The 14803-nt window shown below is 63.9% G+C and carries 11 protein-coding genes and 1 pseudogene; 2 read left to right on the top strand and 10 right to left on the bottom strand.

All coding sequences use genetic code 11. The features are described 5' to 3' along the window. Positions 1-396: 396 nt before the first annotated feature. From IF64_RS0121815 to IF64_RS0121775, 9 genes are all read right to left on the bottom strand, one after another. A complete protein-coding gene (locus IF64_RS0121815) occupies positions 397-2343 on the bottom strand; it encodes a helix-turn-helix domain-containing protein (RefSeq protein ID WP_030534031.1) in 1947 nt (648 codons plus the stop codon). 130 nt (positions 2344-2473) lie between these two features. Next, positions 2474-3127 carry a CoA transferase subunit B gene (locus tag IF64_RS0121810; protein WP_030534030.1) on the bottom strand — a complete coding sequence of 218 codons (654 nt, stop codon included), beginning with the start codon at positions 3125-3127 and terminating at the stop codon, positions 2474-2476. Beyond that, positions 3127-3894, bottom strand: coding sequence for a CoA transferase subunit A (locus IF64_RS0121805; protein WP_030534029.1), 768 nt, complete (start codon positions 3892-3894; stop codon positions 3127-3129). The genes IF64_RS0121810 and IF64_RS0121805 overlap by 1 nt, the downstream gene beginning before the upstream one ends. After that, positions 3891-4856: a hydroxymethylglutaryl-CoA lyase gene (locus tag IF64_RS0121800; RefSeq protein ID WP_030534028.1), complete on the bottom strand. Its 966-nt coding sequence runs from the start codon at positions 4854-4856 to the stop codon at positions 3891-3893. The genes IF64_RS0121805 and IF64_RS0121800 overlap by 4 nt, the downstream gene beginning before the upstream one ends. Positions 4857-4931: 75 nt before the next feature. Next, the gene (locus IF64_RS0121795; protein ID WP_036877517.1) at positions 4932-5735 is read right to left on the bottom strand and encodes an enoyl-CoA hydratase/isomerase family protein; all 804 of its coding nucleotides are present in this window, start codon (positions 5733-5735) and stop codon (positions 4932-4934) included. After that, on the bottom strand, positions 5735-6982 hold the full coding sequence (locus tag IF64_RS0121790) for a CaiB/BaiF CoA transferase family protein (protein WP_051758060.1): 1248 nt from the start codon (positions 6980-6982) through the stop codon (positions 5735-5737). The genes IF64_RS0121795 and IF64_RS0121790 overlap by 1 nt, the downstream gene beginning before the upstream one ends. Then, on the bottom strand, positions 6979-9144 hold the full coding sequence (locus IF64_RS0121785; protein ID WP_030534025.1) for a hydantoinase B/oxoprolinase family protein: 2166 nt from the start codon (positions 9142-9144) through the stop codon (positions 6979-6981). The genes IF64_RS0121790 and IF64_RS0121785 overlap by 4 nt, the downstream gene beginning before the upstream one ends. Before the next feature lie 59 nt (positions 9145-9203). Further along, complete coding sequence (locus IF64_RS0121780) at positions 9204-11258, bottom strand: hydantoinase/oxoprolinase family protein (protein WP_030534024.1); 2055 nt, start codon at positions 11256-11258, stop codon at positions 9204-9206. A gap of 53 nt (positions 11259-11311) precedes the next feature. Further along, the gene (locus tag IF64_RS0121775) at positions 11312-12586 is read right to left on the bottom strand and encodes a hydroxymethylglutaryl-CoA reductase, degradative (RefSeq protein ID WP_030534023.1); all 1275 of its coding nucleotides are present in this window, start codon (positions 12584-12586) and stop codon (positions 11312-11314) included. Between the two features lie 321 nt (positions 12587-12907). Between IF64_RS0121775 and IF64_RS26750 the strand changes: the two genes are divergently transcribed. Then, positions 12908-13267 (top strand): transposase, encoded by a 360-nt coding sequence (locus IF64_RS26750; protein WP_345968979.1) that lies wholly within the window; start codon positions 12908-12910, stop codon positions 13265-13267. A gap of 234 nt (positions 13268-13501) precedes the next feature. Then, positions 13502-13921 (top strand): DDE-type integrase/transposase/recombinase, encoded by a 420-nt coding sequence (locus IF64_RS27305; protein WP_145600405.1) that lies wholly within the window; start codon positions 13502-13504, stop codon positions 13919-13921. On the opposite strand, the pseudogene IF64_RS0121770 reads toward IF64_RS27305, so the two are convergent. Further along, a pseudogene (locus IF64_RS0121770) lies at positions 13899-14525 on the bottom strand (class I SAM-dependent methyltransferase); the annotation flags it as partial. The gene IF64_RS27305 and the pseudogene IF64_RS0121770 overlap by 23 nt on opposite strands. Positions 14526-14803: the final 278 nt, after the last annotated feature.

Genomic DNA, 14803 nt, shown 5'->3' with positions numbered 1-14803 from the left:
CCGCCGGCTCGACCACAGCGGACTTCACATCGGACACGAGCACGGCGAGCTGCTCCCGACTTATCTCCACCCCTCGTCCGCGTTCGAATCCACGTACACCCTCCGGGTAGCCGCAGTTGCAGTTCCCACAGAACGTCGCGATGTGCCGGAGCCCTCGTCGTGCCGGGGCTTCGTTGCCCACCGCTTGTCCTACGCTCTTTCGGTCACCGAACGCCGTCAGTCGCCCAGCTCACAGCCGGCTTCGGTGAGCGCCCGGCCGACGACATCGACCGGCAACGGCCGTCGCTCGTGACCTGAACCTGCGCGGTCGCAGATCGAAGGAAGAGCCGATGTACGGCCTTGTCACCCGCTGCCGCTGATCCGTTCCGATCTCTTGAGCGACACGTAGGCGCCGAGTTACTCCTCCGACGTTCTAGCCAAGGAGTGCAAACGGACAGCCACCGAGATGCGGAACAGAGATTCCGGCTCGCGCCAGCTCGAGCCGAGCAACGCACCAATCCGCTCGAGCCGCTGACTGACGGTGTTGATATGGACGCGCAGAGCACGCGCCGTTCGGCTCGGGCTGGCGTAAGAGTCGACGAACGCGCACAACGTTTGGAACAGCTCCGTGCGACGCTCCCTGTCCCACCGCAGCACCGGGCCGATGGTCGATTCGATGAATTCGGGCAGGTACTTGCCACCGGTGCCGAACATTGCCATGTATGGCTCATACGCCCGTGAATCGACGACCTCTTCCGAGGTATTCAGCTTCCGCACAACCTCAACGCACCGACGCGCCGACTCGAAACACTGTCCCAATTGCTGCATCGATCCGGCACGCGGGCCGGCTACTACGAGTACCGAACCTCGCTGGGATGCGCAGATCGCATCCCAGGCTGCCCGAGCGACCGACATGGAATCCTCGCTCGGAGCGAGCAACACCAACAGACCATCCCGCTCCCCGACCAGGCCTCCGGGAACTGACCTGCGCATCGCTTCGGTAGCACCTTTGCGAGCGTCCGCGGAAACTCCGACCACGATCACCGAGCGCAAGTCTTCCAGCCGCACGTCCCGCGCCCGTGCCCGGAGCAGCAGCTCCCCCCAGCGGTGCTGCCCACCGCGCAGGACGTCGGCCACCAACTCCCCTCGGACCCGATCCTCAACGGCGGCGACCGCTTCCTGCTTGACCGCGACCAAGGCGGCAATCTGTGCGGCGCGTTCAATAGTACGCTGCTCGACCTCGCGGAGCTCCAACTCGCCGTAACCGACCACGACCGCGCCCAGGAAGGTCTCTCCGGCCACAACGGCAACAGAAACCTCCGGACGCGGGGGGCCATCGCCAACGAATACGCATCGCCCCGAACGCCGGCTCGCATTGATCGCTTCACGCACGGCGGGATCAAGGCCATCGTCTGCAGCGGAATGGCACCCGCTGGCCTCGGCTGGCTCGTGAGCCACAGGTGCGAGATCCCGGTCGAAGATCACCACCGGACGTTGCAGCGCTTTTCCCAGCGTCTCGGCGACGCCCTCCACACTGCCTCCCCGTAGCACGACCGTCGTGAGATCTTCGTGCACCGCACTGGCGCGTTCCATGGCCGTGATGTTGCTCGCCAACACGGAATTGGCCTGCTCAGTTTGCTGAGCCGCGGTACGCGCTTGCTCCAGCAACCTTGTCGTTTGCAGCACCACCGCTGCGTGGTCGGCGAATGCGCTTAACAGGGCGATCTCATCGGGTGTGAACTCATGCTTGTTGCGGTTGGCTGCGAACAACACGCCAAGCACTCGTTCTCCTGCCGCCAGTGGAACACCTAGCATCGACACGAGGCCTTCTGCAGCCACAGCCGCGTCGATCTCCTGTTCGTGCGGGATCGAGTGGTTGGCCTGGTAGACCGGTGTCCACTGCGGGCACCGGGTGCGCACCACCTTGCTCGCCAGCCCCATGCCCGGAGGTACGCGCAAGTCGCGAAACGACGACGCCACAGTCCCCAATGTCGACCGCACTCGTAGTTCGTCGGCGTCCTCGTGGAACTCGGACAAGTACGTGACGTCCGTACCCATCAGGGCGTGCGCTCGCTCGACCAGACGGTGCAGCAACGCGTCCGTATCGCGCAGCTCAGCCAGTTCGCGCGCACTGGAGAACAGCGCCGACAGCTCCTGTCCACGACGACGCCAGCGCGTCAGCAGGGAGCGAAGGTTCCGGAGGCTGCTCACCAGCTCTGCAGACTGGCTGCCCGACAACTCTGCTGTCAGCTTCTCGAACGCGTCAACAGCTTCATCGTCGGAACCTTCAGCCACAATGTCGAGCAGCTCCACCACCTGTGTCACCGCAAGACTCGCACCCTGGTTGTCGGCATTCGTCACCACGCCCGCCAGGATGCTCCTCCGCAAAGCACCCGGTAAAGACCACCCCAACGAAGCGGTCCAGTGAGCACACGACCGTAAAGTCCGCTGGAGTCAGGCGGCGAACGTGTTGCCCAACCAATACGATGGCGGGTCACGGCTTTTCGAGATGAGGGGTGGATGGCAGCAGGTCCACTTCGGTTGCGTTGCGGACCTCGGTCTCGCTGACACCAGGCGCGAGGTCGCGGAGCACTACGCCTTCGCGCGTGATATCCAGCACCGCCAGGTCAGTAATCACTGTGTCAACGACAGCTCTGCCGGTCAGTGGCAGATCGCACTGCTTGATGATCTTGGGACTCCCATCCTTAGTGCAGTGCTCCATGAGCACGATGACGGTGCGCGCGCCATGGACGAGGTCCATGGCGCCGCCCATGCCTTTGACGGTCTTTCCCGGAACCATCCAGTTGGCAAGGTCCCCGGTCGCTGAGACCTGCATGCCGCCGAGGATCGCCACGTCCAGGTGCCGACCGCGGATCATGCCGAACGAGAGCGCGGAATCGAAGAACGAAGCGCCGGGCAACACCGTGACGGTCTCCTTGCCCGCGTTGATCAAGTCGGGGTCGACCTCGTCGTCGGTGGGATACGGACCAGTGCCGAGAATCCCGTTCTCGCTGTGCAAGACCACATCGACATGAGCCGGGAGGTGGTTGGGTACGAGCGTGGGCAGTCCGATCCCGAGGTTGACGTACTGACCAGTGCGCAGCTCAGCGGCGGCGCGTGCTGCCATCTGCTCGCGGGTCCGAGCCATCAGGTGTCCTTGTCGACGATGCGGGTGGTGCGCTTCTCGATGTGCTTGCCGGTATGGCCGACAGCAACGACGCGTTGAACGAATACACCCGGCAGGTCGACCGCCTCGGGGTCGAGTTCTCCTGGTTCCACGAGGGTTTCGACCTCAGCGATGGTGGTGCGTCCTGCCATGGCGCAGAGCGGGTTGAAGTTGCTTGACGCCTTGGCAAAGGCGAGGTTGCCGTGGGTATCTCCGACAGAAGCGTGCACGAGGGCGAAGTCCGCGGTGATCGCAGTTTCGAGCACATACTCGGCGCCGTTGAAGTCGCGGGTTTCCTTGGCGGGTGAGGCCACTGCGATGCTTCCGTCCTGACCGTGACGCCACGGCATGCCGCCGTCGGCGATGGGCGTGCCCACGCCAGCAGGGGTGTAAAAAGCAGGTATACCCATACCTCCTGCACGGAGGCGTTCAGCCAACGTTCCTTGCGGACAGAGCTCGACTTCCAACTCCCCGGTGAGATACTGGCGTGCGAACTCCTTGTTCTCGCCGACGTAAGATGCTGTGACTCTGTCCAGTCTGCCGGCCGAAAGTAGAATCCCCAATCCTGCGTCATCCGTACCGCAGTTGTTGGATACCACTTCCAAGTGGCTGACGCCTTGTTGGTCGATGGCGTCGATGAGCGCTGCGGGGATGCCGCACAACCCGAATCCACCTACGGCCAGGCTCGCGCCCGTCGGTATGTCCGCGACGGCTTCCGCCGCGGTGAGCACGACCTTCGACAGGGTCATGGAGTACCCCCGATCTGTGCTGACTGATCCTCAGGTCGGCTCAACGCTGCGACAACACGAGAGGGACTGGGGCGTTGCAAGATCGTGGACATCCATGAACTCGTGCACACGAGGGCGTCCAGATCGATGCCGGTGTTGTATCCAAGTCCATGCAACATCCACACCAGGTCTTCTGTCGCGAGGTTCCCGGTGGCCGATTTGGCGAACGGACATCCACCGATACCGCCCACGGAGCTGTCGAACTGACCGATGCCGACCTGCAGGCCCGCGTACACGTTAGCCAGGGCCTGCCCGTAAGTATCGTGACAGTGCAGGGCCAGCATGACGGGCGGAACACCGCCCTCGTCGAGAGCCGCGACCAGTGCCTTGACATGTCCGGGAGTAGCGACGCCGATAGTGTCGCCGAGCGAGATGCACGAGCAGCCCTGCTCGACCAGCTCTCGCGCGACCGCCACGACGGCGTCGAACGACACCGGGCCCTCCCACGGGTCACCAAAGCACATCGAGATGTAACCGCGTACCGGCATGTCGCGTCGTCGGGCTTCGGCAACGACCGGGGCGAACGCCGCCAGGGCCTCGTCCACGCCTCGTCCCAGGTTGCTGTGGGCGAAGCTCTCGGTTGCGCTTGCGAACACAGCGACCTCTCGGGCCCCGGATTCCAAGGCGCGGCTCATCCCCCGCTCGTTGGGTACCAGGACGGGGTAACGCACCGAGTCATCGAGATCGAGTTCGGCCAGCACGTCGGAAGCGTCTCCGAGCTGGGGCACCCAGCGAGCGGAGACGAAGCTGGTGGCCTCGATCGTGTCCAGGCCTGAGGCGGCGAGCTTCCGGATGAGTTCGACTTTGGTCGCTGTGTCGATAACGTGCTGTTCAGCTTGGAGGCCATCCCGGGGGCCAACTTCGTAGACCGTCACTGAAGCAGGCAAGCCGTCCTCGGGACACGCGCTGGGCGAGGGGGTCATGTTCTCCTGTCCGTGCGCAGGGGCCGTTCGACCAACGGCGCGAATCGCGCGATGGCCTTCTGCGGCGCAGTGTCGTCAGTGCTCGGCGTTGCTGGTGTCCGTCCGCGATGTGCGAGACGGGAACACCGGGTCACGTGCCTGATTGAAGGCTGCCAGCCCCTCCTCGGCATCCGGCGAGGTGAAGGCCCGCTGCCCATAAAGCGCCTCGCTGTGAAAGGCCTCCTCAGGAGGCAGATTACTCAGTCGCAGGACCGCTTCTTTGATCGTGCCCAGAGCAGTCCCACTCAGCGTCGAGAGCCGTTCCGCCCACTCCATTGCTGTTGGCAGCACCTCGTCGGCTGGTGTCACGGCATTCAGCAACCCGTAACGAAGCGCGTCGTGCGCGCCAATGCGTTCCGAGAGCAACAGCAGACGCATCGCCCAGGCATACGGGATCTGGCGCGTGAGCCGAACTAGCGTCCCCCCGGCGGGAACGACGCCCACTCGGGGTTCGGGAAGCTGGAACTCGGCGTGTTCCGAAGCGATCCGCATGTCCGTCGACAGCAGGATCTCGAATCCACCACCTAGGCAAAGACCGTTGACCGCACCGATGACGGGCTTGTGCAGGTTGGTGTGCTTCTGGTGCGCGCCGTCCCATCGGGAGATGTCGAACCGCCCCTCGGCCAGAGCCGGGATGGACTCACCCAGATCCGCCCCGACGCAGAACGCTCGATCGCCGGCGCCGGTCAGCACTGCGGAATCGATGGCTGGGTCGTCGCGTACTTCGGCAAACGCGGCGGCCAGCTCGTCGTACATCGCCAGAGTCAGGGCGTTGAGTTTGTCCGGGCGGTTTATCCGAATGACCGCCACGGAACCTTCTCGCTCCAGGTTGATGCTCATTACACCACTCCGGATTCGCGCAGCGCCGCGATCTCGTCGTCGGACTTGTCCGCCATGCTGCGCAGGATCGTGTCGGTGTGCTCACCAAGTTTGGGCGCAAGACCGCGAGGGTCTGCCGGTGTGGCGCTGAGATGGACGGGCTGGCCGAACATCTCCAGCGCACCGAAGTCTGGATACTCGACGTCGACGATCATGTCGCGAGCGTCGATGTGCGGGTCATTGACGACATCCCCGATGTCCTTGATCGCGGTCAGGGGAACTTCGTCACCAGCCAATTCCTCGAGCTCGGCGCGTGTCCGCTGCGCCATCCACCGGTGCAGCAACGGTCGGACACGTCGCTCGTAGACCTCTGAGTCGAAGCGCTTGGCCATCGTGTCGATCTCGGGGTCATCGGCCGTGTCTGGTTCGCCGAACATAGCGCAGGTAAGTCTCCAGAACTTGTCCGTGTAGCCACCGAAGAACACGTACCCGTCTTTGCACGGGTACAGCTCGTACGGCCGGACGAACGGGTGGGCGTTGCCCAAGGGTTTGGCAACAGTGCCGTCGACGGTGTAGGAGACGACGGCGTTCTCGGTCAGCGAGAGAACCGAGTCCTGCTGCGCCACGTCAACGAGCTGACCCTCACCGCTTCGTTCAGCATGCCTCAACGCCGCCTGTGTTCCGATGACGCCGTACATCGTGGCCGCGAGATCTCCGATGATCGTCCCGACTCGCATCGGAGGCTGATCCGGACTCCCGTTCATCGACCACAGACCGCCGGCAGCTTGTGCGCTGTTGTCGAACGCCGGGCGCCGTCGGTTCGGTCCTGTCTGTCCGAATCCAGAGATGGCGGTGTAAACGAGTCTCGGGTTGACCTGTCGTAGCTCCTCGTAGCCAAGGCCGAGCTTGTCCATCGTGCCCGGACGGAAGTTCTCGACGAGCACATCAGCACGTTCGACGAGCGTCTTTAGCACCTCCTTGCCGTCCTCGGCGGCGAGATCGAGTGTAAGGCCGAGCTTGTTGCGGTTGTACTGGCCGAAGAACGCGCTGAACCGATCGCCGTCGGCGGATTCGAGGAAGGGCGGGAAGTCCCGGGCGTAGTCCGGATCGCTGGGGCGTTCGATCTTGATTACCGTCGCGCCGAGATCGGCCAGGATCATCGAACAGAACGGTCCGGCCACCACGCGGGTGATGTCGAGGACAACCACCCCCGCCAGGGGGCCCCGTGGAGTGGTTTCACGGCCCGCAAACATGGAATGTTTAGTCATTGGGCTCCGACCTCCTCTTGCGCCGCGACGCGGATACGCGTCTCCAGCAGCGTGCCGCACTCCGGGCTGATCCACTCATCGAGAAGTACAGCCGGCTTGGTGTCGCGTGGACGTACGTTCACGCCGAGCTCCGACAAGCGCTCCGCGGCAACGCTGGTGCGCACGAGAACGTCCGCTCGCCAGTCCTCCCTGCTGCTCAATCGAACACCACTCGCGGGGCAGTACCAGCCGTGCTCGTCTCGGCGAGGCGCTGAACTGTCGGGCGTTGCATCGGGCGCGACTGGCTGTCGCGGTACCTTTCCGCCAAGCCTGTCGCTACGCAAAGTTGCACGTTGGACCTCGGTCCCGTGGATGTCGACGTCGCCATCAACGACCTGTACTCCATACACTCGCGATGCAATATCCGCAGCCACGTATCCATCGGCCACGTCGCGGGCAACTGACGCCGGATCACGCAGCAGCGGATCACCATAGCCGCCGCCACCGGCTATCCATTCGACGAACACATCGTCGGCACCGATCGTGACGCCCTGCTGGTTGATCTCGAACAAGTCTCGCGTACCGGCCGTCAGCGTGCCGTCGGACGGAACCGTCCCCCGGCTGATCAGCTCGTTGACGTTGGTGTCCCGCCACAGCGCGTGCCCGCTGCCGCCACCGGGTATACCGCCGCCAAAACCGTCCGCCACCACCTGAGCGTTCGGGGCAAACACCGTTTGGGTCACTTCATGAGCACCATGCAATGTCCAAGCGAACTCGTGCCCCTGCCCGCCCCGGTAGGCCCCGTGTCCAGCACTGGCGGTGTTGAGCCGCTTCCACAGGTAAAGCACCGGGTAGAGCATCTCGTTCATCTCGACGTCCGGCAACGAATTGTTGACCTGAGTCATCATTCCGCCGCAGTCGAGCCCGTCGGTCACCGGCTGTGCGCCGGTACCCATACCGCCACCGTCCATGTTGAACAGGACGAAATACTCACCATTGTCTCGGGTACCTGCGGAGATGCCACCGGTCCAGGAATCTGCCCATACGCCCTGCGTGCGGGCCCACACCACCTCGCTATCACTGGACCGCGCCGCTTCGTTGAGTAGCTTGGTGACCAAACGGCTCACCCGGGCACCTGTGGTGAGGTGACCGTTGCTGATGGGTGCCGGCGGCTCGGGATTGACCAGCGATCCACGTTCCGCCAGTACCTCGCAGGCGGTCATCACCCCCTCGTTGAACGGAACATCCCAGGCAAGGATCGGCACCAGCGCGCTAGCGACGCTGCCCACCAACGTGCCGTAGCTGAGGTTGATGAAACCGTCAGTCTGTGGACTAGAACCGGCGAAGTCCATCGTGATTTGATCGTCGGCGACCGTCATAGTGCAATGCACTCGGTAGAGGTCGTTGGCGTGACCGTTGTGCTCGGTCCACTCGTCAGCCTCGTAGACGCCGTCAGCCAACAGCGCGATCCGTTCACGGACCACGCGCTCGGCGATCTCGAAGTTGACGCGCGTGTAGTCCCGGAATTCCTCCAGCCCGAACTCGTCGACCGTGCTCTGTAGGCGACGAATTCCTGTGTTATTGCTGGCCACCAGGCTACGCACGTCATTCCAGAACAGCGTGGGCACACGCACGTTGTTCAGCAGGATCCGGCGAACCCACTCGACGGGCTCACCGCGTTCGAAGACCTTCACTCCGGGCGGCAGCCGCAACGCCTCGCTGTAGCAGTCGTAAGCGCCCGGGGCGAAGCCACCCGGCGTCATCCCTCCGACGTCGACCAGGTGAGCCTGCGATTGGGCCCAACCAATGAGTTCGTCACCGTGGAAGATCGGCGAGATGATGTTGGTGTCCGGTGGGTGTGCCGAACCGGCAGTGTGCGGGTCGTTGCAGATGAACGCATCACCGGGATGCAGCGGTTCGTTCGCGATCTCAGCGACCAGATTCTGCACTGCGACGCTGCCGGAGCCGATGTGGAACTGCACGGCATCCGAGTACGAGTAAATCCGTCCTTCGGGATCGAACAGGGCCGTGTTGTAGTCACCGGACTCGGTGATCACCGGTGACCCGGAGGAGCGGATCATCGCACTCCCCATCTCCTCGACGATGGAATCCAGGCGCATCCGGAGCACTTCGAGCGTGACGGGGTCGTAGCCGGCGGGAACGTAGGAGGAACTCATGGTCATGGCTGTCTCCAGGAAATGAGGGCGACGGGTTCAGCGGGCGGCGGGATGACCAGAACGCCTCAGCTGGCGTTCTGGCGGATCAGGAAGTGGCCACCGTCGACCATTTCCACATCCGCCCCTGCGGGCACGTACACGGTGGTGTCGGGCTCCTCCAGCAGACAGGGTCCTTGAGCCTTGCCGAGGGCGGCAAAACCTCGGTGTACCTCGATGCTGCGCCGTTGTCCGGTCGCAGGGTCAATGCAGTCCCTTCGGTCGGTGCTGTGTTGTTCACCGCCGCGACCGTTGTCGGTGATCTGCTGAGCCTCCGTACGTCCGATCGCCTGGACACGGGAATTGACCAGCAAGATTTCGGCTTCGGTCCAGGCCGTGCCGGAGCCGAACTCCGCTTCGTAGTCCGCGATGAAGCGCTGGCGCAGCAGGTCCTTGTCCTGCTCCTTGAAGTTCTTGCTGGGCAACCGCGTGGTGACCTCGAAGATCTGGCCCACGAACTTCATGTCCGCCTCGCGGTAGACCTCACGCTGTTGCTCGCTGATGCCCTCGGACTCGAACCATTCCTCCGCACGTGCTTCCAGCGAGGCGAACTCCTTCTCCAAGTCCGACGCCGGATCCGCGAACGTCCACGGCGTGGTCTGCACGGCAGAGAACACGGAGTCGGCGTGCATGAGGCCGTAAGCGGAGAACACCGCGGCATCCCGCGGGATGATCACTTCTCCCACGCCCATCTCGGCGGCGATAGCAGCCGCGAACAGCCCACACGCCCCACCGAACCCGACGAGCGTGAACTCGCGAGGGTCGTGCCCGCGGTTGACAGTTATCTTGCGGACCGCATTAGCCATCTGCGACACGGCAAGGCGATAGACACCGTGGGCCGCGTCGTCGACAGTCAACGACAGCGGCTCGGCGAGGTGGCGCAGCACCGCTTCACGGGCCTTCTCCTCGTAGAGCGTGACCGTGCCGCCAAGGTAGTAGTCGGGATTGAGCAAGCCCATAGCGAGCGTCGCGTCCGTCACGGCGGGCAGCTCACCACCCTTTCCATAACACGCGGGCCCCGGAACCGACCCAGCGCTTTGCGGGCCGACCCGCAAGACGCCTCGTTTGTCGACCCACGCAAGACTCCCCCCGCCAGCGCCGATCGTCTCGATATCCACCGCGGTAAGGCTCGTGGGCAAGGAGCCGATCTCGGCACGCGGCAGCACGCGGAACTCGTCGTCGATGATGGCGGCAGCGTCCAAGCTTGTACCGCCCATGTCCGCGGTAAGCACCCGCTGCCGACCCAGGTGATGACCAAGCAGGCGCGCGCCAGTCACGCCGCCTACTGGTCCGGAGTTGAACATGCCAATCGGCGCCTTGCTGGTCTCCTCAACTGACAGAAAACCACCGTGGACCTGCATGATCTGCACGCGGGTGCGCAAGCCCCGCTGGGCGAGTTCGTTGGCGAGATGATCGAAGTGCTTCGCCACGATCGGTTTGACCGCCGCATCCAACGTGGTCGTGACCATCCGCTCATATTCGCGGTACACGGGCGTCAGCGAGCTGGATAACGTGTAGGGCAGTCCCGGATGGTGGATCTCCAGGTACTTGCCGACCTCCTGCTCATGCTGAGGATTGCGGAACGACCACAACAGGCACACGGCCAGCGATTCAGCTCCCGCCTGCACGACGCGATTGACAGCCTGGCCCAAGGCGTCTTCGTCCAGGGGTACCAGCACCTCACCGTGAGCATCGACGCGCTCAGGAACCTCGACGATCCGATTGCGATCAACGATCTCCGGTGGCGGCGTCATGCGGTGTGGATCCCGCTCGTCGTCCCGCGCGGAACGGGCAATCCGCAGCGTGTCACGGAAACCCTGCGTGGTCAGCAGGCCGACAGCCGAGTACTTGTGTTCGTCGACGGCGTTAGTGACGATCGTGTTCCCGAGCACGAACCGGTCGATCTGCGGGTAGAAGGCGCGCTCGCCGACCTCGAGCCGATTCTCGAGAACGGCGAGGGCATCAAGGATGCCGGTTGTAACATCGGGGGTGGAGAACGCCTTGCCGCGCACGGCGCGGCCGTCGTGAACGGCGACCGCGTCCGTGAACGTGCCACCCACGTCGATTCCCACATGCAGGGTCATGATTGCTCCGTCTCCTTTGACGTTCGATGCGGTTGGCCGGCTGACTGGACGGTTCAGCTGCCGGAAGATCGAATATCGGCGAGTACCTGCTCTGCCCTGTCCGTCCGGATAGCTCGGTCGGCAATCAACCGGCCCACGACCTCAGGGATCTCTTCCGCGGTGGCGCCCACCGAGATCGCAATGTTGCGGGCGTGCAGTGACATATGGCCGCGTTGGATCCCCTCGGTGGCCAAGGCCCGCAGCGCGGCGAAATTCTGGGCCAATCCGACGGCGGTGATGATCTCAGCCAAGCCGGATGCGCTGCCGACTCCGAGCATCCGGACTGCCGCTTGTGCTGCCGCGTGGACGGTCGTCGCTCCCCCGACCAGTCCCACCGGCATCGGCAGTTCGAGCGTGCCGACGAGGTCACCGTCTCTATCGACTTCGAAGTGGGACAAAGCGGTGTACTGACCCCGCGCTCCGACCGCGTGGGAGTGCGCTCCTGCCTCGACTGCCCGCGTGTCGTTGCCGGTAGCCAGCACTACGGCGGTGACTCCGTTCATGATGCCCTTGTTGTGCGTCGCGGCACGGTAGGGATCAATCTCGGCCAGCTTCGCCGCGTGCACGAGGTCGCCTACGACCTCCGCACCGCCCAGTGCCTCGGCACTGAACACCGCTCGCGCTCGGGCCAACCGCATATCAGCCTTGTTGGTCAGTATGCGCAACAGCACTCGGCCGCCGGCAATCTGCCCGACTCGATCGGCCACAGCTTCCGCCATGGTATTCACGGCGTTCGCACCCATCGCATCGCGCACGTCGACCACGAGGTGCACAACGACGTACCGATCGTTGCGTCCTTCGACCGTGCGCACCTTGAGATCCAGTGCTCCGCCGCCGAGAGAGACCAACTTCGGGTCCTGGTCGTTGGCCAAGAGAATCAGTTCTTCGGCAGCCTCGAGCAGCCGCACCCGGGCACCGTCCGGGTCGGCCACATCCAGCACCTGGACCTGTGCCTGCATGATCGGCGCGGAGCTGCTGGTGCGGAACCCGCCCCGCTCGCGCGCAATCCGAGCCGCGTTGCTGGCCGCCGCAACGACCGAAGGTTCCTCGGTGACCATCGGAACCAGAACATCTGACCCGTTAACGGTGAAGTTCGTGGCCACTCCGATCGGCATGCCGAACGTCCCGACCACGTTCTCGATCATATGATCGGCCTGTTCCAGACCCAGCCCACCTGATTCCCAAGCCTCGAGGGCATCCGACGGAACACCCGCACACTCGGCCGCCAAAGCCCGCCGACCACTCGGGGACTCGTCCCGGAAACCGGGAATCCTGCTCTGTGCCGCCACCGATACCTCCACTCACTCCCGAGCGACGTCGCTCAGGACTGCGCCTGACCGGCAGTCGGACGAGGTCCCCCGCCTGGTGCAGCGCTGCGCTCAATTGCAACCAACCCTAGGAAGCAAGTGAGCCGAGCAACACGGCTAAATCACACGTAAATTTCAGGGTCAGCATGTGTACTTCGCTTCCCTGGCCATGGGCCGCTGCGGCTGTCCGGGCAGGGCTCCCGCCGCGGCACGTTCACCCAGCGCCACTCGCTTTGATCCACCCCAACACCGGCAAGGAGGGGCTGCTGTAGGGATGTGTGACATCTGAGTTCACTTGCTGATGTGCAGGCGTGGAAGGATGCCATCGTGTCCAAGTCTTACCCGCGTGAGTTCCTCCGGGACGCGCGTAACCGCGGGCCTGGTGTGACGATCGGGCAGTTCGCCAGGGACTTCAGGGTGCACCCGATGACGTTGCAGAAGTGGCTGCGTCAGGCCGAGGTCGAGGACGGTACCAAGCCGGGTCTGTCTTCAGACGCGGCTGCTGAGTTGCGGGAGCTCAAGACTCGTAATCGTCTGTTGGAACAGGAGAACGAGGCCCTGAGGCGGGCTGCGGCGTATCTGTCGCAAGGCAATCTGCTGGGAAAAGATTCCCCGGCTCGTGAAGGAGTTGGCCGCCCCGACGCACCGAACCGGTGCCGGTAGCGGCCTCGTGCCGGGTGTTCAAGCTCCACCACCATCACTACTACGCCTGGCTGCGCAGGCCGGTCACCGACACCGAACTCGCCGAAGCGTACCTGGCGAACGCACTCGTCGACGCTCACCGCGAGGGCCCCGAATTCCGGTTACCGACTGTTACACGACGAGGTCGCCGCCACGGCGATCGAGGTTTCGGGTCGGACGGTGTGGAAGATCTGCCCGGACAACCAATGGTGGTGCATGTTCGGCAAGAAACGCCGTTCCCGCAAGGCCCTGCCCGGCCAGTCGGCGCACGAGGATCTGGTGCGCCGCGAGTTCACCGCGGAGGCACCGAATCGCCTGTGGTTGACCGATATCACCGAACACCCCACCGGCGAGGGCAAGATCTACTCTGTGCGATCAAGGACGTGTTCTCGAACCGGATCATGGGCTACTCCATCGACCTCCCAACTCGGCCTCGACGCACTCGAGCCCGCCATCGCCCGACGGGGCGGCACCGTCGCCGATTGTCGGCTACACAGCGATCGTGGAGGCCAGTTTCGCAGCAAGAAACTGCAACAAGCCCTGTGGCGCCACCACATGCGCGGCTCGATGGGCCAGGCCGGCGCGCCGGTGACAACGCCGCCATGGAGTCGGTTCATCGCAGTTCGAATCGGTTGAGCTTGTAGGTGTTGACGATCGCCGGTGCGATCCGCGCCAATAATGGAAGCCCGGCCCGATAACGACGCGGCCAGGTGCGTGCGATTCTGGGCTGAGGCTGAGCAAGCGTCCTGCTCTCGACCCAACGTAGCCCCCAACGCTCCAGGTCGGCCGGGTGATCGCATACCCACCGCATACGCGCCGGAATGGCCTGGAACACCGGATTCATGTCCTGGTTGTTCATCATGTCACGGCCACCCGTGTCGAACAGCATCGTCATACCGGGGAATCTGTCGACAAGGTTGCGCAGAACCTCCTGCACTTGACCCTCCACGAGGTATAGCAACACGGCCTCGCTGACGAACAGGTAAGGACCCGGCAACCTTCCGACGACGTCAAACCAGTCGATGTCCAGAACCGACCCCTCAAACATCCTCACACGAGCGGTGTCGTCGAAGAACCGCCTGCGTAACGCGATCACGTCAGGCAAGTCGAGGTCGAACCAGCACGCTCGCCCGTTGTCCAATCTCGTGGAACGCGTGCTCAAGCCCGCGCCCAACTCGACGACGGTGCCCGTTGGATGCTCACTCAGAAATTGCCGGACCCACTCGTCGATGCACCCACGCCGACACCACCATTCGCGTCATGGTCCGGTCGGTGTCGCCCCGTGGGGCGACACCGACCGGCGCCCCTACCACCGCTTACGCGGGGTCGTCAGCTCGACTGAAGCCTTCCTCGCACCAACCGCCCCCAACTCGACAGAAGCTTAGGCTAGGCTAGCCTAAATCTCAAGACCGGGTTCGACGGCTTGCGGAAAGGAAGTCACCCCGATGGCAACTCCGTCCACGTCCACAGCGGACAGCTCCGCACCGGACAGCATCGCCTCCGACCCCGACGATATCG

The sequence above is a fragment of the Prauserella rugosa genome (assembly GCF_000719975.1).
Classification (GTDB): domain Bacteria; phylum Actinomycetota; class Actinomycetes; order Mycobacteriales; family Pseudonocardiaceae; genus Prauserella; species Prauserella rugosa.
Note: the sequence above shows the minus strand (reverse complement) of the source record. Positions and strands in the feature narration are given on the sequence as shown.

What these genes read in the sequence shown, in the direction of transcription:
- IF64_RS0121810 (WP_030534030.1), bottom strand. Translation starts at nt 3,127, where the DNA reads ATGGCTCGGACCCGCGAGCAGATGGCAGCACGCGCCGCCGCTGAGCTG.
- IF64_RS0121805 (WP_030534029.1), bottom strand. Translation starts at nt 3,894, where the DNA reads ATGACCCTGTCGAAGGTCGTGCTCACCGCGGCGGAAGCCGTCGCGGAC.
- IF64_RS0121800 (WP_030534028.1), bottom strand. Translation starts at nt 4,856, where the DNA reads ATGACCCCCTCGCCCAGCGCGTGTCCCGAGGACGGCTTGCCTGCTTCA.
- IF64_RS0121795 (WP_036877517.1), bottom strand. Translation starts at nt 5,735, where the DNA reads ATGAGCATCAACCTGGAGCGAGAAGGTTCCGTGGCGGTCATTCGGATA.
- IF64_RS0121790 (WP_051758060.1), bottom strand. Translation starts at nt 6,982, where the DNA reads ATGACTAAACATTCCATGTTTGCGGGCCGTGAAACCACTCCACGGGGC.
- IF64_RS0121785 (WP_030534025.1), bottom strand. Translation starts at nt 9,144, where the DNA reads ATGACCATGAGTTCCTCCTACGTTCCCGCCGGCTACGACCCCGTCACG.
- IF64_RS0121780 (WP_030534024.1), bottom strand. Translation starts at nt 11,258, where the DNA reads ATGACCCTGCATGTGGGAATCGACGTGGGTGGCACGTTCACGGACGCG.
- IF64_RS27305 (WP_145600405.1), top strand. Translation starts at nt 13,502, where the DNA reads ATGTTCGGCAAGAAACGCCGTTCCCGCAAGGCCCTGCCCGGCCAGTCG.